The 25,647-nt window shown below is 47.8% G+C and carries 18 protein-coding genes; 16 read left to right on the plus strand and 2 right to left on the minus strand.

Going from position 1 to position 25,647, the window contains the following annotated elements:
• Positions 1 to 110: 110 nt before the first annotated feature.
• The 7 genes from AC0LWN_RS09035 (at position 111) to AC0LWN_RS09065 (ending at position 11,448) form a co-directional block, all read left to right on the plus strand.
• A complete protein-coding gene (locus tag AC0LWN_RS09035) occupies positions 111 to 1,886 on the plus strand; it encodes a cache domain-containing sensor histidine kinase (protein WP_474664416.1) in 1,776 nt (591 codons plus the stop codon).
• Between the two features lie 17 nt (positions 1,887 to 1,903).
• On the plus strand, positions 1,904 to 3,484 hold the full coding sequence (locus AC0LWN_RS09040; protein WP_474664418.1) for a response regulator: 1,581 nt from the start codon (positions 1,904 to 1,906) through the stop codon (positions 3,482 to 3,484).
• Between the two features lie 150 nt (positions 3,485 to 3,634).
• Positions 3,635 to 4,540 carry an ABC transporter permease gene (locus tag AC0LWN_RS09045; RefSeq protein WP_474664420.1) on the plus strand — a complete coding sequence of 302 codons (906 nt, stop codon included), beginning with the start codon at positions 3,635 to 3,637 and terminating at the stop codon, positions 4,538 to 4,540.
• 2 nt (positions 4,541 to 4,542) lie between these two features.
• Positions 4,543 to 5,412, plus strand: a complete 870-nt coding sequence (locus AC0LWN_RS09050; protein ID WP_474664422.1) for a carbohydrate ABC transporter permease — start codon at positions 4,543 to 4,545, stop codon at positions 5,410 to 5,412.
• A 34-nt stretch (positions 5,413 to 5,446) separates the two neighbouring features.
• A complete protein-coding gene (locus AC0LWN_RS09055; RefSeq protein ID WP_474664424.1) occupies positions 5,447 to 7,027 on the plus strand; it encodes a type 2 periplasmic-binding domain-containing protein in 1,581 nt (526 codons plus the stop codon).
• A 180-nt stretch (positions 7,028 to 7,207) separates the two neighbouring features.
• The gene (locus tag AC0LWN_RS09060; RefSeq protein ID WP_474664426.1) at positions 7,208 to 9,874 is read left to right on the plus strand and encodes a glycosylhydrolase-like jelly roll fold domain-containing protein; all 2,667 of its coding nucleotides are present in this window, start codon (positions 7,208 to 7,210) and stop codon (positions 9,872 to 9,874) included.
• A complete protein-coding gene (locus AC0LWN_RS09065) occupies positions 9,871 to 11,448 on the plus strand; it encodes a glycoside hydrolase family 43 protein (protein ID WP_474664428.1) in 1,578 nt (525 codons plus the stop codon). The genes AC0LWN_RS09060 and AC0LWN_RS09065 overlap by 4 nt, the downstream gene beginning before the upstream one ends.
• Before the next feature lie 772 nt (positions 11,449 to 12,220).
• On the opposite strand, the gene AC0LWN_RS09070 is transcribed toward AC0LWN_RS09065, so the two are convergent.
• Complete coding sequence (locus tag AC0LWN_RS09070; RefSeq protein WP_474664430.1) at positions 12,221 to 13,267, minus strand: sugar phosphate isomerase/epimerase family protein; 1,047 nt, start codon at positions 13,265 to 13,267, stop codon at positions 12,221 to 12,223.
• A 113-nt stretch (positions 13,268 to 13,380) separates the two neighbouring features.
• Here AC0LWN_RS09070 and AC0LWN_RS09075 point away from each other — a divergent pair, with 113 nt between their 5' ends.
• Positions 13,381 to 13,941 (plus strand): TetR/AcrR family transcriptional regulator, encoded by a 561-nt coding sequence (locus AC0LWN_RS09075; protein ID WP_474664432.1) that lies wholly within the window; start codon positions 13,381 to 13,383, stop codon positions 13,939 to 13,941.
• A gap of 190 nt (positions 13,942 to 14,131) precedes the next feature.
• On the opposite strand, the gene AC0LWN_RS09080 is transcribed toward AC0LWN_RS09075, so the two are convergent.
• Positions 14,132 to 15,346, minus strand: a complete 1,215-nt coding sequence (locus AC0LWN_RS09080; protein WP_474665002.1) for a cytochrome P450 — start codon at positions 15,344 to 15,346, stop codon at positions 14,132 to 14,134.
• 286 nt (positions 15,347 to 15,632) lie between these two features.
• On the opposite strand from AC0LWN_RS09080, the gene AC0LWN_RS09085 reads away from it, so the two are divergent.
• The 8 genes from AC0LWN_RS09085 to AC0LWN_RS09120 all read left to right on the plus strand — a co-directional run bounded on the left by AC0LWN_RS09085 (position 15,633) and on the right by AC0LWN_RS09120 (position 25,587).
• The gene (locus AC0LWN_RS09085) at positions 15,633 to 16,763 is read left to right on the plus strand and encodes an ROK family protein (RefSeq protein ID WP_474664434.1); all 1,131 of its coding nucleotides are present in this window, start codon (positions 15,633 to 15,635) and stop codon (positions 16,761 to 16,763) included.
• A 12-nt stretch (positions 16,764 to 16,775) separates the two neighbouring features.
• Positions 16,776 to 17,498, plus strand: coding sequence for a 6-phosphogluconolactonase (locus tag AC0LWN_RS09090; RefSeq protein ID WP_474664436.1), 723 nt, complete (start codon positions 16,776 to 16,778; stop codon positions 17,496 to 17,498).
• Between the two features lie 12 nt (positions 17,499 to 17,510).
• The gene (locus AC0LWN_RS09095) at positions 17,511 to 18,422 is read left to right on the plus strand and encodes an ROK family protein (protein ID WP_474664438.1); all 912 of its coding nucleotides are present in this window, start codon (positions 17,511 to 17,513) and stop codon (positions 18,420 to 18,422) included.
• 5 nt (positions 18,423 to 18,427) lie between these two features.
• Positions 18,428 to 19,813: a family 4 glycosyl hydrolase gene (locus AC0LWN_RS09100; RefSeq protein ID WP_474664440.1), complete on the plus strand. Its 1,386-nt coding sequence runs from the start codon at positions 18,428 to 18,430 to the stop codon at positions 19,811 to 19,813.
• Positions 19,814 to 19,822: 9 nt separating this feature from the next.
• Positions 19,823 to 21,946, plus strand: coding sequence for a glycoside hydrolase family 3 N-terminal domain-containing protein (locus AC0LWN_RS09105; protein WP_474664442.1), 2,124 nt, complete (start codon positions 19,823 to 19,825; stop codon positions 21,944 to 21,946).
• A 195-nt stretch (positions 21,947 to 22,141) separates the two neighbouring features.
• Positions 22,142 to 23,053, plus strand: coding sequence for an ABC transporter permease (locus AC0LWN_RS09110; protein WP_474664444.1), 912 nt, complete (start codon positions 22,142 to 22,144; stop codon positions 23,051 to 23,053).
• A 15-nt stretch (positions 23,054 to 23,068) separates the two neighbouring features.
• Positions 23,069 to 23,941 (plus strand): carbohydrate ABC transporter permease, encoded by an 873-nt coding sequence (locus AC0LWN_RS09115; protein ID WP_474664446.1) that lies wholly within the window; start codon positions 23,069 to 23,071, stop codon positions 23,939 to 23,941.
• A complete protein-coding gene (locus AC0LWN_RS09120) occupies positions 23,941 to 25,587 on the plus strand; it encodes a type 2 periplasmic-binding domain-containing protein (RefSeq protein WP_474664448.1) in 1,647 nt (548 codons plus the stop codon). The genes AC0LWN_RS09115 and AC0LWN_RS09120 overlap by 1 nt, the downstream gene beginning before the upstream one ends.
• The last annotated feature ends 60 nt before the right edge of the window (positions 25,588 to 25,647 follow it).

The raw sequence follows: 25,647 nt of genomic DNA on the forward strand, positions 1-25,647 counted from the left end.
CGCCCTTGAAACAGGTTATGTACAATCATTAATAAAGTCGTTAAGCAAAGGAAGGGCAAAGCATGGAATTCCAACAATGGACACGAAGGTCAAAGGCAACGATAAGAAACATGAAGTTTCAAAATAAATTAATGGCGGGGTACCTCTTGGCCTGTGTTATTCCTCTATTATTTGTAAGCGTATTCATATTTCATCAGGCGGCTGCCGGGCTGGAAAATTCCTCTCAGGAATTTGCTTCATTATATACGTCACAGATCAAGACGAGCCTGAACGAGTTCCTTGATGAATATGACGAGGTCACGAAGTCAGTGCTGGTCGACAACGAATTGATTTACGGGCTGGGTGAAGCCCGGAATTTACCTATGGACGAGCAGGTAAATCAGAGACTCGCCGTTCAGCGCCTGCTGATGCGTGTTGCGTTGCTTAAATCCGAGATTAGTACCGTGATGTTAATCAGCCGCGACAACAGTGTGTATCAGTATACATCGACAACAAGCCGGGTGAATGAGAATGCACTGCTGTCCCGGAAGTGGTATAGAGAGATCGACAGTTCCAATGAAACCTTTTTTATTACCGGATTGCATAACCGTTCCTATTATGAGGATAAAGGAGCGGGAGCGGTTGTCACCGTGGGAAGAGTGCTGTTCAGCTCCAATGGAGCGTATGCCGGCTTGCTGCTTATAGATATGGACCCGTTTACACTGCTGAAGCTCGATCATGAATTTATCATAGCCCGGGACAAGTACGGCATCAGCGTAATCATCAGCAACCGGAAGCGGGAGATTGTCTATCATTCCGACGCCGCCAGCGGCCAGTTGTCCTGGGAGAAGGTACTCGAATCAGGAGATAGCTACATTGAGGATAACGGGAGCAAAGAACGTATAATCTTGCTTGGCAGTACCGAGCACGGGGAGTTATCCATCAAAACGGAAATTCCGCGGGCAAAGCTTCTGCACAAGATCAATCATATCAAAGGGATGACCGTCATCATTATCGTGTTGAGCTGTCTATTCATAACCTTGATCTCACTGGCTTTAAGCTACACGATCACCAAACCGATCAAGTCACTTCGCAGAAGCATGAAACAGGCGGAGTTAGGCCAGTATCTCCCGATAGAGAAGGAGCAATCTTATGACGAGATCGGGAGTCTGGTCCATAGCTACAACAAGATGATCCTGACCATCCGTGAGTTAATTCAAGATGTGTATATTGCGGAAATTAAGCAGCGTCAAGCCAAGTTCATGGCGCTTCAGAATCAGATCAACCCACACATGTTGTATAACACTCTGGAATCCATCCGTATGAAAGCGATTGTGAATGACGACGATGAGGCGGCAGAAATGATCCGGATTCTGGCGCGGATGTTCAGGCTTGCCCTGGGCAAAGAGGGGATGGCTCATTCGGTATATCATGAACTGGAGTACACCAACAATTATTTACAGCTGCAAAATATCCGTTTTGAAAATATGTTCAAGCTGAATGTCCGCATCCCCGAGGAGATGCTGCATTGCCGTGTAATCCCGCTTATCTTCCAGCCGATTGTCGAGAACAGCATCAATCATGGATTTACGGATTATGACCGGCCTATGGAAATCGGAATCGAGGGAATCTGGACGGATGAAGGCGACCTGCTGATCCGCATTTCGGACAACGGAGCCGGTATGCTGGCGGCCAAACAGGCTGAGCTTATGGCCCGCCTGGAAGCTGTGGAATTGAATAAATATAAGCTGGATCAAGCTGAAGTTCCGGCAGGTAAAGGGCTGGGACTAATAAATATAGCTGAGCGAATCAAGCTCCAGTATGGAGACCATTATTATCTGACCATTCTCCCGCCTTACGGAAACGGAACGACAATTGAAATCCTCCTCCCCAGAATAGAGCTATGACGAAAGGAAGGCTGAAATTGAAAATTATATTAGTAGACGATGAAAAAGGCATTGTGGAAGGTCTGAAGAAAATGATCGGCCGTTCTGTTCCTGAGTGCAGGGTAGTGGGTTCAGCCCATAATGGACTGGATGGCTTTGAACTTATTCAAAGGCTTAATCCGGACATCGTTGTTACGGACATACGAATGCCGAAAGCCGATGGTCTAGATATGATTACAATGCTCAAATCCGCAGACATTCACGCAAAATATATTCTGCTTAGCGGTTACGCGGATTTCGAGTACGCCAAGAAAGGCATACAGCTTGGAGTGGAGTTCTATCTTAATAAACCGGTAGATGAACAAGAGCTGAGCGAGTGCCTTAAGCAGGTCATGGAGTCCATCCGTGCAGACAGAACCAAACTGAAAGAAGTAAATGAATTGAAGAGGGAGGTTCATAAAGGTATCCAGGAAAAGGCTCTGAGGGATATTATTGATCTGGGCAGCGAGCAATCGGATCTTGTGGAAGAATTACTGCAGATCGCCGGAATTCCAGTAGAGTATAAACGGTTTGCGGCTGTAATTATTGAAGTCGGCAGCATTGATTACTTAAAGGAATTTGGTTTCCAGCCCATTTTCAAGCACATAGACCTGGCGCTGAGACAGTACAAGCAGGTGTACAAATTTCGTTATTCAGGAACCCAGATAGCTGTTGTAATCGCCCATACCAGCACCATTGAGAACGGAGGAATCATTCGTGCAGTACAGCATTTCCGGGAAGCCGTCAACCGGCAACTGCGCTTGTCTGTAACTGTTGGTATCGGCACCGCGAAGGACCGGACAACAGGAATCAGCCAGTCGTTTGAGGAGGCCAGAAGTGCAATCAGCTACAAATTACTCAAGGGAGCAGATGCCATCATTTCTTTTCCCGAGATCATGAATCTGGCCGGTACATGCGATCCAATGCATGGAGAAATTATTGATAGACTGGACGCTGCTCTTGACAACATGGACGAGGAGGAGTGTGCCGCCATCATCCGCGAGATTTTCCGGGGAATTGAGATGAATCCCAGATTAAGTCCGTCGGAACTCCAGATGCAGTGCCTATATATTCTTTTATCTAGCATCCGCAAGATGTCTATTCAGCAGTTACAGCAGAATGAGCTGTTAGGCCGCCAACTGTTGTCTTTGGAAGGAATTTCGAGTTTCCGGACGCTGGAGGCGCTAGAAGAATGGATGAATCAAGTGATACGGGGGATTATTGCGTTTAAGAAGAAGCACAACATTCCCCACAAGAAGGATATGATCTCGGAAATCAAGGATTACGTGTCGAAGCATTACAATGAACAAATCAGCCTGGCTGATCTGGCGGCGCGTTTTTTCATCAATCCCTATTATTTAAGCCAGATCTTTAAACAGAAGACAGGGGATACCTACCTGAATTTCCTGACGCAAATCCGTATCGGCAAAGCTAAAGAGCTGCTGGAAACCACCGATCTGAAAATGTATGAAGTCTGTCAAATGGTCGGCTACTCGGATCCCCAGCACTTTTCCCGGATGTTTGAAAAGATAGCAGGTTGCAAGCCCAAAGAATACCGGAAAAACTTGCCGGATATGTAATGTTTCTAGCCGAACCGTTCAACGGTGATGTCGGTTGAGATATTAAAAATGACCCGGTTATTCTTAAAAATGCCCAATTGAGAGCGGTTTCCCCCGGCAGTATAGTAACGATGAAAGCGAATTCAACAACAAGAATCAGGGGGGGACACATTGAAAGCTACTGCAATTCATCAAATGAAGGTGTATTGGCCGCTGTATGTGATGGCGATTCCGGGAATCGCTTTTCTTATCGCATTTAAATTCATTCCGCTGGCCGGCGCTGTAATCGCCTTCAAAGACTATTCCGTCTTCCAGGGGTTTATTGACAGCCCTTGGGTGGGGCTCAAGCATTTTAAGACGCTGCTGCATCATCCTGACTTCGTTCAGGTATTCGGCAACACGCTGATGCTGGGATTTTTCAAGCTTGTATTGATTTTTCCGGTGCCCGTTCTATTGGCGCTGATGATCAATGAAATCCGCAAATCGGCACTGAAGAAAGGGATTCAGACCGCTCTGTACATTCCGCACTTTCTGTCCTGGGTTATTGTCGGCGGGATTCTGTTCGACTTCTTCTCACTCAGCGGCCTGTTCAACATTATCCTCGGATGGTTTGGTGTTGATCCAGTGCTTGCGATGCAAGAAAGCTCATACTTCCGTCCAATTTATGTGCTCGCGTCCATTTGGAAGGATGCCGGTTGGGGAACCGTGGTCTACATGGCTGCCATCAGTGCCATTGATCCGCAGCTGTATGAATCAGCGATGATCGACGGGGCCTCCAGATTCAGACAAATCCGCCACATTACGTTTCCGATTCTTCTGCCGACCGTGCTGGTGCTGTTCCTGCTAGAAATCGGGAATTTCCTGGATCTCGGCTTCGACCAGGTCTATAACCTGCTTACTCCGATGACCTACAACGTGGGCGATATCCTGGATACGTATGTGTTCCGGACCGGCATTCAGCAGGGACAATACAGCTTTGCTACAGCGGTAGGGCTGTTCCAATCGGTGATCGGATTTATCATGGTGTACACCTTTAATAAGATTTCCAAGAAAGTTTCGGACGGGGGGCTCTGGTAGATATGCTTGTATCGAGAGGGGAAAAGGCTTTTGCTGCCGCAATTACGGTTGCTCTCATTATATTTTCGATCATAGCGCTGGTACCGCTCGTATCCGTAATAGCGACCTCATTCAGTTCGAAAAGCGCTGTGGACATGAACCTGGTCACGTTATGGCCGAAGCAATTCACCTTGGACTCCTGGAAATATATCCTTGACCGTCCGGACCTTTGGAAATCCTTCCTGCTGACGCTCTGCACGACGCTTATCGGTACGGTATTGGCGCTTCTGATGACCGCATTGTTCGCCTATCCGCTGTCGAAGCCTGAATTCCGCTGGGGTTCAGTAATTATGGTGTGCGTGGTCATCGCCATGATCTTTAAAGCGCCGATTGTGCCGTACTTCCTGACGGTACGCGGCATCGGTCTTTATGATAATCCGCTGGTGCTGATTATTCCGCATATTTTGAATCCGTTTAACTTGATTATTATGAGAACGTTCTTTAAGCAATTCCCTAAGGAATTGGAGGAAGCCGCTTTCCTGGAAGGCTGCGGATATTTCCGGATGCTGTTCCAATTCGTTCTTCCGCTGTCCAAGGCCGTGCTGGCGACCCTTGCCTTGTTCTACGGTGTGGTGCTGTGGAATCAGTTCCAGCAACCGCTGTTCTTCCTGCAGAATCCGGACTGGTTCCCGCTGCAGATCAAGATCCGGCAGTTCATTACCGATGACAATGCGATTATGGCAGGCGCCGTATCTACCGTTGATCTCAACTACAATGAGCGGACCTTGCGGGCGGCCACCGTTATTTTTGCCATCCTGCCGATTGTGGCGGTGTATCCGTTCCTGCAGAAATACTTTGTCAAAGGAGCCATGATCGGCTCTGTGAAAGGTTAAGTCATATAAAAAACAAATCAAAGGGGAAAAGCTCATGAAATTTAAAAAGCTCGGGTTACTTTTGTCCGCCGGTATTCTCTCTGTTACAGCTATAACCGGTTGCGGCGGAAACAATGAGTCATCGAATGCTGCGGCTCCGGCGGGTCAGAGCCAAAAAGCCAGTGGAGAAGAAGTTGTAGACATTGAGGTCTGGGGAACGAACATCGGTTATCAACCGATTACCAAGGGCAGCAAGCTGTATGAATTCTATAAGGAAAAGCTCGGTGTCGGCGTCATTCACCCTTATGTGGAATGGAACGGAGGCACCAATTACCTGAACCAGCTCAACATGAAAATTGCGGCCAACGAGATGCCGGACCTGTTCCTGCCCCAGCAGGGCCTTGAAGACAGCTTGGCTAAGAACGGTGCGATTGCAGATCTGACGGAACTGCTGCCTAAGTATGCTCCTAATCTTTGGAATGCCATTCCGCAGGATATGTGGGATATCGTCAAGGCGAACGATCCGACCGGCCAAGGGAAGATTTATTATATCCCGGGCATGGTGGATTACGGAAGGTATGCGGGCATGATCCGCCAGGACTGGCTTGACAAGTTACAGCTGTCCATGCCGGCCACGCAAGAAGAATATGTTAAAGTGCTGGAGGCATTCCGCGACCAGGATCCGAACGGCAATGGCCGGAAGGATGAACTGCCTACCGGCGGCCGCGAGCAGGCCCGCTGGATGGACCATTTATTCGCCATGTACGGAGTTGCCATGTTCGAAGGTTATCCCGACTGGGATCTGTATGATGGCCAGTTGACCTACTCCGCAGTCACTCCGAATATGAAAGCCGCTTTAGAGTTTGTGGCGAAGCTCTACAAGGAAGGGCTGATCGACAAAGAGTCGCTGCTGAACACAAAGGATAAATGGGACGGGAAAATTCAGTCTGATAAAGTAGGAAACTATTTTCATTGGGTCGAGAGCGGTTACCTTCCTCTTGAAAACTTGAATAAAAATACAGGTGTAAAGGCTAACTTCACCGTACTGCCTGTACCGAAGGTCGACGGTTATGAAGGATTTTATACCTGGAAGAGATTCACTCCTCCGGCTTGGGTGGTCAAGAACAACAAGGATGAGAAGAAGCTGATGGCAACGCTGAAGCTGCTTAACAACATGTACGACAAGAAAGTCTGGAATGATCTGTACCTGGGTGTGGAAGGCATGCATTATACAATGAAGGACGGTAAAGCCGTTAAATTGCCCGATGACAAAAGTACACAAGAAAATTTAATTCTTGATCCGTACTCCAAAATCTCGACCCTCGATTTCATGATGGACTTGAACAAGAACACAGCCTCGGAAGACAGAATGTGGGCGATCGACCAGGTGAACCGGAACATGAAGGAAGCCCAGAAATATGCCAAGATTATCGCCGGGGACGGGATGCCGGCCAGCGTATATGACGGCTTCCCTGATATTAACAACCGTACCCTGTATGTTGAATATGCCACAAAGATCATTCTGGGGCAGTATCCAATCAGCAAGTTTGATGAGTTCGTTGAACAATGGAACAAATCAGGCGGTGAAGAGGTTACCAAACGCGCCAGAGAGTGGTATGCGAAGGTGAAGAAGTAAAATGTAAATGGGAATGATCCGCTCGGGTTCGATGCTGAGTCGGGCGGATGTTTTAAAATATAAGGATTTATATGTTTTACACCATAAATCATCCTTATATTTCTCGCTGAAACGGATACCGTCCTTTTAAGGACGGCGAAGCCGTTTCTACTTGTTCAGGATAATATTCAGGAGGTACTTATGGGAAGCCGTATAGCGGAAGTATTGCAAGGCCGGGAAGCTAATTATATCCTCCCCTTTCTCTGGCAGCATGGTCAGGAGGAAGAAGTGATCCGGGAAGAAATCGCCCGTGTCCACGAATCGGGAATCGGGGCGCTCTGCGTTGAGGCGCGGCCGCATCCGGATTTTCTTGGACCGAAGTGGTGGCAGGATATGGACATTATTATGGATGAGGCGCGAAAGCGCGGCATGAAGGTATGGCTGCTTGACGACGACCATTTTCCGACAGGACATGCGGCAGGCCGGGTGAAGCAGGCTCCAGAGGAGCTGCACCGCAAATTCCTGGGTGAACGCTACATCGACACCATCGGTCCGGCGAGCGGAACCACTCTGCTGCTGGATACGCTGCTGATGACCGGACTCCGGCCAACCTTCTCCCTGCGTTCATATGCAAGCGGCAAGCATAAATTGGTGTCCGTAATCGCGGTCCGCCGGAATCCGTCTGATGGAACCCTGCTTAATGATTGCATTGATCTGTCTGGATATGTGCATGAAGGAGTGCTCTATTGGGATATCCCTGACGGGTATTGGCGGATCTTCATTATTTCAGAGAATAAGGATGGCGGCAGCAAGCAGCAGGAGGATTATCTGAACCCGCTTGTCCGGGAGTCCGTCCGGATTCTGCTGGATACCGTCTATGAGCCTGTGTACGAGCGCTATCAGGCGGATTTTGGACATACCTTTGCCGGTTTCTTCTCGGATGAGCCCGGATTCTATAATGATCCGGCTACCTTCGACTTCAATTCGAAGCCCGGTAAACCGGGAGTGCCGTTTCCCTGGAGCAGTGAAATGCCGGCTCTTCTGGAGCAGGCGCTCGGTGAGGATTATGAGAAGCAGCTGTATCTCCTCTGGCATGACGCAGGGGAGCCATCAAACATTGTCCGGTACACTTATATGAATATTGTCAGCAGGCTGTATGGGGATCATTTCTGCGGTCAAATCGGAGAGTGGTGCAGAGCCCGTGGAGTGGAGTACATCGGGCATGTCCTTGAGGACAACAACGTGCATGCAAGGCTTGGTTCAGGCGCCGGGCATTTCTTCCGCGCGCTCCGGGGACAAGACATGTCGGGCCTTGATGTGGTGCTGTGGCAAATCGTTCCCGGCTTCGATGAGGTGTCCTTCCGCCAGCCGACAGGGGAGACGGACAGTGAATTCTACCACTACGGCCTCGCCAAGCTTGGAGTGTCGCTCGGGCATCTCGATCCTCTCAAGCAGGGCAGAACGATGGCCGAAGTATATGGGGCGTATGGCTGGTCAGAAGGATTAAAGCTGATGAAATGGCTTACCGACCACATGCTCGTCCGGGGCGTTAACCATTTTGTTCCGCATGCCTTCTCCCAGAAGGCCTTCCCCGATCCGGATTGTCCACCGCACATGTATGCGGGCGGGAAGAACCCGCAGTATCGTTATTACAAGCATTTGAACCGGTACATCAATCGGATTAGCCACCTGATTTCCGGGGGGAGGCATGTTGCAACTGCAGCCGTTCTTTACCATGCCGAGGCTGAATGGTCCGGCCCGGCGATGCTTTTCCAAAAGCCAGTAAAGACCTTGATGCAGCATCAGATTGACTGCGACGTTCTTCCGGTAGATATTCTTCTGGAAGCGGGGACAGTGGCGGATGGCAAGCTACTCGTCAACGGAGAAGACTATCAGTGTCTAATTGTTCCCTATGCCGAAGCGCTTCCCGCCGAAATGCTTCAATGTCTGGTCCGGTTTGCCGAACAAGGATTGCCGGTTCGCTTTGTGGAGGGGCTGCCGGTGCGGTCGAGTGAGGGGATTGACGTCTCGGCGGCACTGTCGGAACTTTCCGCATCCCCGCAAGTAAAGCTCACAGGTCTGGATAACCTTGCGCATGATCTGATTGCGAATAGATTTTACGAGCTCCGTATTGACGGGTATGAACCCTATCTCCGAAATTACCACTATATTCATAATGACCTGGATGTCTATATGTTCTTTAATGAAAGCCCGCATCGGATCATTACAACAACCGTTGATCTGCCGGCTGAAGATGAACTTTATATGTATGACGCCTTCCTTAACAGGCTGTCCACCATGAATGCGGCGAGACAGGATGGAATAACAAGGGCCGGGCTGGTGCTGCATCCATACGAATCCATCGTGCTGCTGCATGGGCCGGGTTGTAAGGATTATGCGGCCGGGCCATCTCTGATTGCAACAGGATTAAGCCTTGAAATCCAAGGAGAATGGACAGTATCTACTGCCGATGCGGTACATTACCCTCAATTTAAGGAGTGGGGGAAGCTGGCCACTCTCAAAAACATGAGCGCACCGGAGGTTCTGCCGCGCTTCTCCGGAACTTTCCGATACGAAACTGAATTCGTATGGAACAAAGTCTCAGACAGTGTGCAGCTGGAATTGGGCGAGGTTTATGAGACGGCTGAAGTGTGGCTGAACGGAGAGCAAGCGGGGGTGAGACTTTGTCCTCCTTATCGGCTGGAGGTAGGCGGCGTAGTCCGGGAGGGGATTAACAAGCTTGTCATTGAAGTCACCAATACGCTGGTTAAGGACCAACACGACTTTTTGTCGGCCTTCTCCCAGCAGGAGCCGAGCGGCTTGATCGGTCCAGTTCACATCAGCAGCATGGGGGGAAGTGGCAATTGAATTTCATTTCAAACCCGGTTTTGCGCGGATTTAATCCTGATCCATCCATTATTCGTGTAGGGGACGACTACTATATAGCCACCTCTACCTTTGAGTGGTTTCCGGGAGTACAGATTCATCATTCCAAGGATCTGGTCCATTGGCGGCTGCTCACGCGTCCCCTGAACCGGGAATCTCAACTGAACATGCCGGGTAACGGGAACTCGGACGGCATTTGGGCACCATGCTTAAGCTATAATAACGGACTGTTTTATTTGATCTATACCGATGTCAAATCACATAAGGGGGCCTTTAAGGATACTCACAACTATTTGGTGACGGCCGCTGATATTGAAGGGCCCTGGTCCGATCCGGTGTATCTGAACAGCAGCGGATTCGATCCTTCCCTATTTCACGATGACGACGGCCGCAAGTGGCTGGTCAATATGCTGTGGGATTTCCGCAAAGGAAGAAACAAATTCGGCGGCATTGTCATTCAGGAATATTCACCGGGCGAGAACAAGCTGGTTGGACCGGTTGCCACTATTTTTAAGGGAACGAAGCTCGGCTTCACCGAAGGCCCGCATCTATACAAACGCAACGGGTACTACTATCTGATTACCGCGGAAGGCGGAACCCGCTACGACCACGCCGTTACGGTTGCGCGCTCTGCCTCGCTTTTCGGCCCTTACGAAGTAGACCCTCTGAATCCGATGCTGACCAGCAGCGGCAAGCCTGAATTGGTTCTGCAGAAATCGGGGCATGCCTCATTGGTGGAGACGCAGACGGGAGAATGGTATATCGCCCATTTGACCGGGCGGCCAGCGGCGGACAACTGCTGCACCCTGGGCAGGGAGACGGCGCTGCAAAAGTGCTGCTGGAACCAGGAGGGCTGGCTCCGCCTCGAGGGAGGGGGCAACCATCCTTCGGTTGAGGTTCAGGCGCCCTCTTTGCCGCTCTGCTCTTTTGAACCTGAACCGCAGCGGGATGATTTTGACGGACCTGAGCTGCGGAGCGAGTGGAATACGCTGCGCATTCCGCCGGATTCAAGCTGGCTGTCTCTTGACGAGAGACCGGGATTTCTGCGTCTAAGAGGCATGGAATCGCTGAGCTCCCTGCATCGGCAAAGCCTTGTCGCCCGCCGCCAGCAAGCTTTTGATATAGAGGCGGAGACGCTTATTGATTATGATCCCGAGAACTTTCAGCAGATGGCGGGCCTGATCCTGTATTACGACACGGAGGATTACGTGTATCTGCGGCTTACTCATCATGAGGAGCATGGGAGAGTGCTGGGAATTATTCACACGGTTCAGGGAGTATACGATGAGCCGCTCTCCGCAGATTTGCTTCTGCCGCAATCGGGGGCGATCAAGCTTAAGGCAGTAGTTCATCGGGAGGTACTGCAATTCTTCTATGCAACCGATGCTGCCGGATGGCGTCCCGTCGGCGACGCTATGAATATTCTGCATCTTTCTGACGAGGCTTCGGCCGCTCTGCGGTTCACCGGCACATTTGTAGGAGTGTGTGTCCAGGATTTGGGGGGCACCCGCAGGCATGCCGATTTTGATTATTTTATTTACAGGGAAATGGAGTGACTGAATTGTCAAAGTCTCTGGTGAAATACGTATGCAACCCTATGAATATAGAATATAAATATCAGTTCGTGGAATTAGAAAAGCTGAGTATTTATAGAGAAGCAGCGGACCCATCGCTGATTATGTTTAAAGGAAGGTACTACCTATTCCCATCAATGACGGCTGGATTTCTTACAAGTGATAATCTGACAGATTGGGATTTTCATCCCCTGAAAGACGTACCTGTTCCAACATAACGCTGATCAGGATGGGGAATTATTCTGCAATCAACGCTTGCTTTGGGGCTTCGCGCCGGATAAGCTGTACCACAGCTATATGGTTCTCGGTAAGAGTCAGGTTGATATTGGCGCATTGGTCAAAGGCCAGTCCCTTTATGTTAGAGTGGATGCTTTTAATGAGAAAGGCATCACCGAAGGTGACGTATACAGGGTAATAGAGTAATAGAATCAGAAGGTTAGCTGAATTACGGTTTTAATTAACGCTTTTAAAAAGTGAGTTATGATTATGATCTGAAACCCGCACCGCGTATAGCGCCAAATATGGCTTTGGGAAGCGGCTTTTAAAGTGCCGTAGCCGAAGTAGATATCCGGCAACCGAAGGTTATACGGATAGGCAGGGTGTCTTCCGCGAGGAAGAACCTGCAGGCCACCTCACGTTGGACATCCTTGCCCTTGGCTAACGGCAGGCGCTCACCAGCCCCCGTTCGGGGCGTACCATAAAAAGAGTTCACATAGACGACATGTGAACTCTTTCAATTTAATCTTCATTTTCTTTATTCTTTGTCACCAAACTTCTCCTGCATATATTTTGCACTAACCTGGAGACTCTTAATGGGATCGTTATCTACCCAATTTTTATGAGTTTCTAATACAACACCTTCTACTCCGTTTTTTATAGCAATTGCTGAGAGTGTATCCAGATCCATATTTCCATTGCCCAATTCAGTAGCATTTTCTTTCAGTATTGGTGTCATGTAGGGACCTGATTTGGTATGACCGCGGTCATTGATATGCCATAATTTCATTCGGCTGCCCAGTTTTTCCATCAAAGCCGGAACATTAGCACCACCATCGGCCATCCAGTAACTATCAAACTCGAAATTGACATATGCGGGATCTGTTTCTTCAATTATAATGTCGTAGGCTGTTTTTTCAGGGGTTACCTTTTGCAGTTCAACATTATGATTATGATACAAAAGACGTATTCCTTCTTCCGAAAGAGCTTTTCCAGCCTGATTCAGACGCCCAGCAAGTTCTTTAACGTCATCTAAATTACTGTAATCAAATCTGTACATACCAGTAATAACTACAGTATCTGTCCCGAATTTTTTCGCTTCATCGGCGATCGCTTTCGCATCCTTCTCAATGCTCCCCAGATTACTGTGTAAGCTTATGACCTTTAGTCCACTTTCCTCAATCAGCTTAGGCCAATCAAGCTTACCGCCATTGCCAATAGGCATTCCTGAGAACCTTGTCATTAGTTTTACCAGCATAGAAGACTTGTGAATCATAAAATCATTCAATTCGATGGATTCATATCCTGCGTTTTTGATATTAAGTAATGTCTGTAAAGCATGATCATAATTATTGCTCATCGTTCCTATCATAATCTGTTGAACTGCAGTCGTAATATGCCCAGAATCGTTCTTATCATTGCTGCTTACAACATTGTTTTGTTCTGCGCTTTGCTCTATTTTGTGTGATTTCATAATTTTATTAATTCGGATATTTTCTTTGAATTCATAACCAGCAATAAGTATTATCACGAGACTAATGCACCCAATGAGTACTGTTAATATTTTTTTTCTGCTTTTTTTCATTTTCACAGCTCCGTTTCGTTGACTTATTTCATTTGTACTTTACAATGATATCAACATCTGTCTATTTTACAACCGACAGATTCTTTGAAAATGTCGAATGCATTGGAGGCTTTATGTCAGAAAAAAATAATGTCAACCAGAGGGTAATGTTAACAAAACGCTTGATTGGTGAGGCTTTATTAACAATGTTAAAGACACGTAAAATTAATAAAATATCCATACTGGAATTATGCCAAGTTGCAGGAATAAATCGTACTACCTTCTATAATCACTATGGAAGTCAATATGATGTATTAAATGAAATTGCTGAGACGTATATACAAAACACTTCATTTACCGTTATAAATGATCTTGCAGCAGGCAAAAATATCGATGAATGTCTGACTCGGATTCTACAATATATAAAAGACAATCTTGAATTTGCAAAACTTGTGTTAAATTTAGATTATGACCTAATCTCCCACATCACAATCTCATTACCGCAGTTTGATCATATGGTCATCAAACACTTACCGAAAAACCTGGATTTGGAGGAAAAGAAGGCGATTGCTTCGTATGTTCAGTATGGAACAGTAAGACTTCTTAAAGAATGGATTCTCTCAGATTGCTTGAAGTCACCGGAAGAAGAAGTAAAATTGATTTTAAATATTGCTGGAAGAACAATTGGTAATTGATAACATGACTCGAAACAAAAGCCGCCAGGGGCTATCCCAAAGTCATTAAACACGACTTGGTAAGGGACAGTCTCTGGCGGCTTTTCTTAAAAATATAAGGATTTATATGTTTTACGCCATAAATCATCCTTATATTTCTCGCTGAAACGGATACCGTCCTTTAAGGACGGCGTAGCCGTTTCTACTTGAGTCACAATCTAATAATAAGACTCTTCAAGGACTGACCCGTGGCCGAAACGGTCAAATGTTCGTCAAGGTTGAATCCATCTGCCTGTTGGATATTAGGGAACCGTCTAACAAACGAGGCAAGAGCCATATTCGCTTCCAACCGAGCGAGCGGGGCGCCCAGGCAGAAATGCGGACCGGCTCCAAAGGTCATATGCTGCTGATTGCCGGGACGATGGATATCGAATACGTCTGCGCGGGTAAAGTGCGACTCGTCCCGGTTGGCGGCGCCAATCCAGGCAACAACGACTTGCCCCGCTTTCATCCCGGGCCCGAAGACGTCGGTATCCTGAGCTACCTTCCGATCAATCGTCGCCCCGAAGCGGAAACGCAGCACTTCCTCGATCAGCTTGGAGACCAAGCTCAAATCGGCTCTTAGCTCTTGATAAACGCCCGGTTGATCGAACAGCATGCAATAGAAAATGTTGGAGATCAGAGTCGTCGTCGTTTCGTTGCCCGCTCCGAGCAGCCCTATGGCCGATCTGACCACTTCTTCGTCCGTCAGCTTCTCGCCCTCCAGTTCGGCTTTGGTCAGGTCGGAGATGATGTCATCCGCCGGGTGCTTCCGTTTCTCCAGAACGATGGGATACAAATACTCGGCGAACTCCTTCATGGCCCGGCCCTTTTGCTGTTCGATGTCGGTGTATGCTTCCTTATTATAAGGGAGAAAGAGGATGTCGGACCATACTTTGATCTGCCCGCGAGCCTGGGAAGGGACCCCAAGCAGGTCCGCGATGACGGTAACCGGCAACGGAATCGCCAGCTTTTGCACGATATCGACGACCGAAGCGCCTTCCATATCTGCGATTAGTTCGTCGACGATCTCCTGGATCCGGGGCTCCCAATCTTTCAGGCTGCGGGGTGTAAAAGCTTGGGCGAGAAGTGCACGCCGTTTGCGGTGTTCCGGCGGATCGACGAGATTGACGTTGCTCCGGTTATCCAATTGGATGGGAGTCGGAATCAGGCTTCGTTCCTTTTTGTTGGAGAACAGCTCATGGTCGAACAGCACGCGCTTGACGTGATCGTATAAAAAGACATTCCAAACATCCTGCTCGGTATCGTAGTAGACGGGATTACTGTCCCTCATGTCCTTGTACCAGGCATACGGTTCCCATTGCGCTTGTTTTGTCTCAAGCTTCGAAATTTCGTTCAGCAAGATCACTTGGCGTTTTGCGTTCATCATGTTCCCTCCCATATGGAATAATAGGATATTATTGTAACATGAAAATACAAATATTAGAAATTTAGATAATTTTGTTCACAAAAAACGTACAGGAGGCACCCAGGGAATCGTTCGAAATCAGTAACAATTTATTGTATCCGGCGCCCTCAGAAAAAAGCCATTGACAAGAGCACTGAACGCATATAATATTGCCGTATAAAGGTCAGTTACGACCTTTATACTTTTCTCAAATTATTTAACAACATTAATTAATTATCTTGAATAAATTGAAAGGAGTGACAGGATGAAGTCATTTTTGCCGAATGACATTAAAGATGAGAATAGAAAGATCATTTTTGATATTGTGATGCAGAATCCGGAATTGGCGAAGGTTGAAATCGCGGAGAAGACGGCGATGAGCTTTGTAACCGTAAGCAAGATCGTCAATTTCTTTGAAGAAATCGGATTGCTGACCGCTACTGGAGAAAGCCGGGAAGGCTCCGGCGGCTTGGGAAGAAAAAGAACGGTATACCGGTTTAATGAGAACAGCTATGTAACCGTTGGAATTCAAATCATAGGCAACAGAATCACGGCTCTACTTATCAATCTATCCAGCAAAATTATAGATTCGTACTCCATCGAGACGGATATTCCATTTTATAACGAACAGTTTATCTCGATTTTTGAAGACATCATCGAGCGTATGAAGGATGCAGCAAAGAAAACAAACAGCATTGTCTTGGGCATCGGTATCGGAGTCGACGGGGCGATAAACACAAGGAAGAAAACGATCAGAATGAGGGTTCAGGACAATAAAGAGCAGGACTACAATTATGAACCGATCATCAAGAATCTGGTCAATGTGGTTGATTTGCCTATTTTCCTTGAGAACGATGTAAACGCTTCTACAGTTGCTGAATTCCGCAATCTGGAGAACTCCGGGAAAGCGCTGGCTGATCTGGTCCATATCGCAGTAGGGGACGGGATCGGCGGCGGCCTGATTATCAATAAGGAACTGCATAGAGGATTCAATGCTAGCGCGGGTGAGCTGGAGTATATGTGCTTTGACCCGGAGTACAGAAGATCACCGTCCTCTGTCGGCTGGCTGGAGAGCAGGCTGGGGATTCAGCATTTGCTCCGCAGCTATGATCTTAGCTCTGAAGATGACATTGAAGCGTGCGCAGATTATGTAGGCAAGCATCTTGCCCTGGCGATGGTTAATATCATCAGCATGCTCGACATCGACCAGATTATTATTAGCGGCAAGACGGTAGCGCTGTTCCCTGATCGGATTCTTGAGAGAACAAGATATTATGTCGGGCAGTATGTGGAGTGGACTCCAACTATAACTTACAGTGATTCGCATCATTCGACGGCTGTCGGAGCTGCCGTACTCTCGCTCCAGCATGAGATGATAAAAGTAATTTCCGGATAGGAAGTGAACCTGATGATTAAGATTTTTGCGACAGAAGAGGAAGTTGCAGACGCTATTGCCAGAGAGATGAAAGAGCATCTATCGGATGAGCATCCAGTGTTCTGCTTGGCGTCGGGCAGCACACCCCAGAAGAGCTATTTGAAATTTGCCGGAGACGCCGGGATTCATGCAAGGATTCAGCAGCTAAAAATTGTCAGCCTGGACGAATGGGCCGGAATTAGCAGAGAGTCTGAGGGAAGCTGCTATCAGATGCTGAATCAGGATTTATTCTCGCTTGTCCATTTGGACCCCCGGCAGATCGAATTCTTTGATGGGACGGCGCCGGATTTGGAGCAGGAATGTCTGAGAATCGACCGCTTTATCGGTCAGCATCCCATAACTTTTAGTTTGATGGGGGTTGGAATGAATGGACATATCGGCTTGAATGAGCCAGGCTGTCCGTCGCTGGATCATAGCAGTGTCGTAGATTTGTCGGAGACGACCAAGACCGTGGCCCAGAAATATTTCCGTCAGCCTGCGGCTTTGGACAGAGGAATCACCCTGGGTCTGAGTCAGATGGCGGGCAGCAAGCGGGTGATTGTAGCGGTGACCGGTGAACGCAAAGCCGGGATCGTCAAAGAAATATTTACAAATCCGGAAGCGAAGCTGCCTGCTCAGGAGCTGCTCGGTTATGAACATATTGACTTCTTCCTGGATTCGGAGGCAGCGAAATATATAAACAGCGATAAAAACTGAGGAGTACTAATTATGAGTAACAGTGTCATTGGAGTGGATATTGGAGGCACGAACATACGGGTCGGGTTAGTGAATGAACAGCTGGAATTGGTCCGAAAAGAGACGGCATTAACTAGCGAGTTCCAAAGTGCTGATGAAGTTTTCAGCTATGTCAAGCAGGTGATCGGGAAAGTGGATCAGCACAAGACGGCCGACAAGATAGGGATTGCCTTGCCTGTTCCTTGGAAGGAGCGGACCGAGATTATATGCGATGCGACCAACATTCCCTGTCTGGAAGGGGTTCATACCGAATTTATAAAGCGCTTTTTCCCCGGTTATGAGGTTCATTTCGAGAATGATGTAAATGTCGTGACCCTGCTTGAATCAGAGCATGGTGCTTCCCAGGCGTATGATCAATCGATCTATATTACGGTCAGTACGGGGATCGGCAGCGGAATTGTTCTGAACAACGAGGTGCTCCACGGTGCGCATGGCTATGCCGGAGAGATTGGCAGCATGGTTATATCTGATAACGGCAAGAGCCATTCGGCATTACATCCCGGTACGCTCGAAGCTCTGTGCAGCGGCAGAGCCTTGGAGAAAGAGAGCCGAAATCTGTATGGCAACGAGGCAACGGCGCATTTATTGTTCGAGAAATACAGGCAGCATGACGAGAAGGCGGCAGGTGTCGTGAATGCCTGGGTCGAGTACTTCTCTAACGCGATTGCCTCATTAATGCAGACGATTGATCCGGGTATATTTGTCATTGGAGGCGCAGTCATTCACAACAACCAATGGCTGATAGATAAAATTATTGAAAGCGCTAGAACCAAAGTGTTTGAGCATTTAAGCGACAAAGTCAAGGTAGTCTTGCCTAAATTCGGCCCAGATGCAGGAGTGATCGGGGCGGGGTACATGGCGATAAAAAACAATAAAGGAGCATGAACATCATGAAGAAAATGAAAGTTGCGTTAATTGGAGCCGGCAGCGTGTCCTTTGCTTTGGGGGCACTTCAGGATATGGTGCTGTCCGAGCGTTTGAAAACTCAGGTAGAGCTGGAAATCGCCCTGATGGACATTGAAGAAGAGAATGTGGCGAGAACCTATAAATATGCAACAGATATGTTTACCGCCTTCTCGCATCCGGCGGACATTTGGCAGACGACCAACCTGGAAGCAGCTCTGCAGGCGGCAGATTTCGTAATCGTGGCGATCGAGGTTAACCGCTACTTCTATTGGTCGCAGGATTTCCATATTCCCCGCAACTTCGGCAGCAAGCAAATTTACGGTGAGAACGGCGGTCCTGGCTCGATGTTCCATACACTGCGAAATCTGGGCCCGATGCTCGAAATCGCCCGCACGATGGAACGTGTCTGCCCGGACGCCTGGTTCATTAACTATACGAATCCTGAAGCGAAACTGGTTGAGGCGATCTCGAAGCTTACCTCGATCAAAGTCGTCGGTCTATGCCATGGACTGGATATGGGGATCGAGCAGCTGTCCCAATTCCTGGAGATGGATATTGCCGATATCGGAATGGAAGGCGGGGGCTTGAACCACTTCGGTTTCTTCACCAAGATCTGGAACAAGAAAACAGGTGAGGATCTGTATCCGTTATTTGATGAGAAGGAGAAGAAGGCCAACCGTCTGGCGCAATTCGAGCATGTCGCGCTATCCAGAACGATGTACCGCACTTATGGATATTACCCTTATCCAGGCACCAACCATGTGGGTGAATATATCACTTATGCAGACGATTTCTATGCTGGCCTATCCCTGCAATACCGCTATGATCCAATCCGCGAGAAGCTGTGGGAGAAGGATTCCAGAACCCCTGATTTCGTATACTGCGCAAGCGGCAACAATCTGGATCAAGGCTTGTTCTCGAAGGTTCAGACGCAGGAGCTTTGGGTGGAAGAGGCCTATATTTTCGATAAGGCGAAGGTTTGCCGCAGCAATGAATATGCAGTTCCGATCATTGAGGCGATTTTCTTCGATGATGAGATTGAACTGAACGCGGTCAATTTACCGAACTACGGTGCGATCAAGGGACTTCCTGACGATATGGTTGTTGAGACCCAGGCGATCGTTAACGGCAGAGGAATTACGCTGAAGCCGATGACGGTAGAACTGCCGACTGCGCTTATCGGAACGATTCATATTCAGGGCACGATCCATAAATTGTTGCTTGAGGCTTTTGTGGAGCAATCCAAGACGAAGCTGCTGCAGGCGATCCTGTTAGATCCTCAGTCTCCAACTTATTACCAGGCTTGTGCAATGATCGATGAGATGTGCAAATTGCAGCAAGATATTTTACCTAAGCTAGAATGGAAATAAGGGGTTTATATGGACAACAAGAAAATCATCGAACTGCTTCAGGAGATGACGCTGGCCGAGAAGATCGGACAGCTCTCGCAGACGACCGGGGAACATTACGTCGGCAAAATCGATAGTGAAATGGTTGAGACCGGTCCGGCATTTCCGGATCAAATGCTTGAGGGAGATACGCTATTTACGATAGGAAGTATCATCGGTGCGTCGAGCGCCAAGATCACGAACCTGATTCAAAGTGAGTATTTACAGAAGTCACGGCTAAAAATACCTTTATTGTTCATGCATGATGCGATACATGGATACAAGACGATTTTTCCGATACCGCTGGGACTCTCCTGTACTTGGGATGAGGGAATCGTGCAGCAGGCAGCGGCAGATACCGCTTCGGAATTGCGGGCTGCGGGCATACATGTTAATTTCTCTCCGATGGTCGACCTTGTGCGCGACTCCAGATGGGGAAGAGTAATGGAATCCTTCGGCGAGGACCATCTGCTGTCCGGCAATCTTGGCCGGGCGATGATCAGAGGCTATCAGAAAGGCGAGGACGGAGAGATTGCTGAGTCAGGAGTAGCAGCCTGCTTGAAGCATTTTGCCGCATATGGAGCAGCCATTGGCGGTAAGGACTACAACGCTGTTGATATGTCCTGGAGAGAATTCTACGCCTATTATGGCAAGCCCTACGAAATAGCGCTTCAAGAGAAGCCGAAATTTGTGATGAGCTCATTCAACACGTTCAACGGGGTTCCTGTAACTGCGAGCGAGCAGATGATGAAGGAAATCCTAAGAGGGGCCTATCAATTTGACGACATCGTAATCTCAGATTGGGGGGCTGTTGCCGAACTGCAGAACCACCGCGTTGCCGGCAATGGCAAGGATGCCGCTGAATTGGCTTTAAAAGCAGGCATTGACATCGAGATGGTCTCGACCTTATATCTTGAGCATTATGAACAGATTCTGCAAGAGAATCCGTCATTGATCCAGGATATAGATGCGGCTGTTCTGAAAATCCTGCAGCTTAAAAATGAACTGGGCTTATTTGAAAATCCTTATGCAGACGAAGCTCGTGAGCATGAAGTCATTCTGAATCCGCGCTTTCTGGAGCATGCTAAGGAAGCTGGCAAAAGAAGCTGCGTGCTGCTGAAAAATGAACAAATGCTGCCGATAAGCAAGGAATGCAAAAAGATCATTATTGTCGGCCCGTTTGCCGGCAGCAATCAATTGCTGGGCAATTGGCAGTGTAAAGGAAGCTTTGAAGACGTAGTTACTTTAGCGGAGGGGATGAAGCGGGTGGATGATTCACTCGATCTTGAGGTCTATGAATCCCTGAAGGATTGTCCACAAGCTGAGCTGGAGCAATGCGATTATATAGTCGTGGCGGTTGGAGAGCACTGGGAATTAAGCGGTGAAGGACATAGCAGTGTGAACATCGGACTGGAGGCCAGCCAGCAGCAGCTTATCCGTAAAGTCAAACAGACGAACAAGCCGTTTGCATGTGTCTGTTATTCAGGACGGCCACTCGCGCTACAGAACATTATCGATGAAATTCCCGCCCTCTTGTGGTGCTGGTATCCGGGTACACAGGCCGGCAGCGCGATTGCGGAGCTGATTATGGGCCAAGATACCCCATCGGGAAAACTGACGATGTCGTTCCCGCGTCATTCGGCGCAAGCGCCGATCTATTACAATGAGTACAGCACGGGCCGTCCGGCTAATGAAACAAGCTATAGCAGCAGGTATCAGGATTGTGAGGCCGGGCCTTTGTTCCCGTTCGGGCACGGGCTGACTTATGCCGGTGCGCAGTATTCTGATTTTCAAATTTCGCGTCATCATCTGACAGCCGATCAGGAGTTGACCATCTCTTTTCAGGTGAGCAATCCAAGCGGGTATAGCTATTCTGAAATCGCAATCCTATATATTGAAGATCTTATCTCCAAAGCAGTACGTCCTGTGCGCGAGATGAAGAAGTATCAAGTCGTGGACGTACCAGCGCATCAGACAGTTACCGTGCAGATGACTCTGGGCTTGGATGATCTTCAATATTTGGATACCAGCCTGCAGCAAACGGTAGAACCGGGAAAATTCAATATTTATATCAATGATCTTGACCATCCCGTGTTCACCATAGAATATCAATAAAATCTCGTGAATCAGAACTATTTGTCCGAAATGACCGCTAGGCCCGCTCAATTATTAAATTAAATTAATTAATTGTGTAAAATTAATTCATGCACAAATTCAGAATTTTTGAGGGGCCTAGCAGATTTTGGGATACGCTTACATGGTTCAGAAAGAACTGCCAATGCTGTACCTGAAGAGAGAGGAGGCATACGGATGATGTCCAAATTTAAACATAAATTTTTATCTCAGTGGGAGCTTCAAGCGATGGTCTGGCCGAGCATTATATTGATGATTATTTTCTCTTTTGTCCCGATGCTCGGATTGATCATTGCCTTTCAGGATTATTCTCCGTTATCCGGTTTTTCGGGGTCGGAATTTGTAGGTTTGGATAATTTCAAAGCCTTTTTGGGGGACAAAGATTTCTACAATGTGCTGACGAATACTCTGGGCATCAGCCTGATGAAGCTGTTGATCGGGTTTCCGCTGGAGATCGTCCTGGCTATATTAATCAATGAAATCAGATTAGGATTCTTCAAGAAGTTTTCGCAGACAATATCTTATTTACCGCACTTCCTGTCATGGGTTATTCTCGGCGGAATGATTACATCCTGGCTCGGCTCGTCGGGACTCATGAATAGCTTCCTGTTGTCGACGCATCTCATATCTGAACCGCTCTCCTTCCTGTCAAATCCGAATGCTTATTGGTGGATAGCGACGCTGTCGGATATTTGGAAAGAGGTTGGCTGGGGAACGATTCTCTATCTTGCTGCCATAACTGGAATTGATCCATCGTTATATGAGGCGGCGAAGGTCGACGGGGCGAAAATCTTGAAGAGAATTTGGTATATCACGATTCCCAGTATCAAAAATATTATCGTGCTGATGTTCTTACTGCGTGTAGGCTCTATCCTGGGAGCGAATCTGGATCAGACGCTCGTCCTGCAAAATTCTTCGAACATGCTGCGCAGTGAAGTCATTGATTCTTATGTTTATCATTTAGGTCTGACGCAAGGAGACTTCTCATTCGCGACAGCGGTCGGAATCTTCTCGTCCGTCGTATCGGTCACACTGCTGCTGGTAGCCAATTTCTTAACCAAGAAGCTTAGCGATAGTACAATTTTTTAGAAGGGAGGGAGCTATATGGGGCTGGATAGAGGCGAGAAAATATTTAACGTTTTTAACGTGCTGTTCATGCTGTTTTTTATTGCCATCATCGTATTTCCCTTGATCAATATCATCGCCCTTTCTTTCAATGACGGGTATGACGCGATGAAAGGGGGCATTTATCTATTCCCGAGAGAATTTACGCTGGTAAACTACGAGACCATATTGAAGGATGCGACCATTTACAGGGCGTTTGGAATTACGGTGGCCAAAACTGTAATCGGTGTCATCGGGCATTTGGCCATTACAGGGGCTGCAGCCTATGCTCTGAGCAAGCCTTATTTACTGGGAAGAAAGATATTTATCCGTATGGGCGTCATCACGATGTTCTTCTACGGCGGAATGATTCCGTCATTTCTGGTGGCCAAGTCGCTCGGCCTGGCAAACAGCTTCTGGGTGTACATTATCCCTGTGCTATTCAGCTTTTACGACATGATCATCTTAATGAACTTCTTCAGGAGCTTGCCGGAATCAATTGAAGAATCAGCCAAGATTGACGGGGCCAGTGTATTTCAGGTGTTCTTCAAAATTATTGTCCCGCTGTCTTTCCCGGTGCTGGCGACGATCGCCTTGTTTCACGGGGTGTACCAGTGGAATGATTTCTTCGTGGCTAAGCTGTATGTAACGGATAAGTCACTGTATCCGATTCAATATTATTTGTACCAACTGCTAACTAGCGCAGGTGCTGCAAGCTCTGCCAAAGCAGGGGTGTATGTTTCCAAGGCTTTTACGACACAATCTTTACAACAGGCTACGATGATCATTACGACCTTACCTATTATGCTGATTTACCCATTCCTTCAGAAATACTTTATTAGCGGCATGCTGGTCGGAGGAGTTAAAGAATAATGATAAAAGCGAGGGAGCATGTTATGAAGAAATCGATCACCCTTCTGACTTTGGTTGCATTAGCAGTATCGTTGACTGCCTGTGGCGGCAAGAAGACAGGCGAAAATTTGCCGGACTCGAAGATTGAAGTATCCAAAGATACGCCGAGCTGGAAGAACGACAAGGCAAAGGCTGATCTTGACTGGTATATTAATTTCGATTGGTTCGCTCAAGTCTGGGGCAATGACGTGTCTTCCAAGTATATTACGGAGGATACCGGAGTAAACATCACTTACTTGGGCGGCAGCGATGACAAGCTGAACACGATGATGGCCTCTGGAGATCTGCCGGACATCATTACTATGGATGGAACCAACCCTTTTGTTAAGGATGCTGAAAAATTCGCGATTCCACTGGATGTTCTGGCCGAGAAGTATGACCCTTATTTTCTGGAAAAAGCGGCCAAACCGGAAACGCTCAAGTTCTTCACACGGGACGACGGCCATATTTATGGATATCCTAACTTCTCAAACACGACATCGGATTATGAGAAAGGCGGTATTTATGCCAACGAGGCATTTCTGGTGCGGAAGGATATTTATGAACAGCTCGGCAAGCCTGATATGACCACGCCGGAAGGATTTATTTCGGCATTGGAAGCTGCGCAGAAGCTGGCTGTGAAGGATGAAACGGGAAAAACAGTCATTCCGCTGGGGGTACCTAATTTCGCAAAAGGAAACTTTGATCCGAACGGAATTTTCAATAAAACGCTGGCCGATTTTATCGGGGTCCCTGTGTTGACGAAAGACGGTAAATATTATGACCGCTATACAGATGCAGATTTTCAGAAATGGCTTAAAGTGATTGTCGATGCCCGGCAGAAAGGGCTGACAGACCGGGACATGATTACAATGACCCAGGACGACAAGAATGCGCGGCTAACGAATGGCAGCTACTTTGTGTATTTCGCTTCGGATCTGAATAGTGAGCCGGATCCGTTGTCCGTGTGGACGAAGGAGCACCCGGACAAAGAGTACATTGCCGTGAACGGGCCATCTTCTACGACAGGTAATAAAACCGCATTGCCGGGCACTTCCATTGAAGGCTGGACACAGACCTTTATTACCAAGAATGCCAAGGACCCGCAAAAGGCGATGGAACTTCTAACTTATCTGGTCAGCGAGTACGGCAACAACGTAATGGACTTTGGCCGCGAGGGCGAAACCTACACCATCAAGGACGGAAAGCCTGTCTTGAATCCGGATCTGCTCGAGTTCAAGCAGACCGATCCTGCCGGCTTCGAGAAGAAGGTTGGCTTGACAACTCATCTGTGGCTGCAGGATAGCGCTCTGCTCTCCCGGCAAATGGGAATTTCTCAGTTCCCGAAGGCTCTGCAGCAGCCTAAGAAGTGGACTCAGGATCATGTGGTGCCGCAATTCGAATTAGCGAGTCTGGATGTATATCTATCTAAAGAATCCTCCAGAAATAAAGAGAAGATCGATCAGAACTGGTCGCAGACGATCGCCAAGATCCTGGATGCCAAATCGGATAGCGAAATCGATCAGGCGATGAATGATTTTGTCCAATACCGCAAGGATAATGGCTACGATAAATTGGTGGAAGAAAGAAATAATCAAATCGCAGCTAATAAGAAGAAGCTGGAATAGCGTAAGAATACAAGATGAGGGCTCTCCTATCCGAGAGTCCTCTTTGCTATGGAGTGGCTG

Source organism: Paenibacillus sp. sgz302115 (assembly GCF_056120445.1).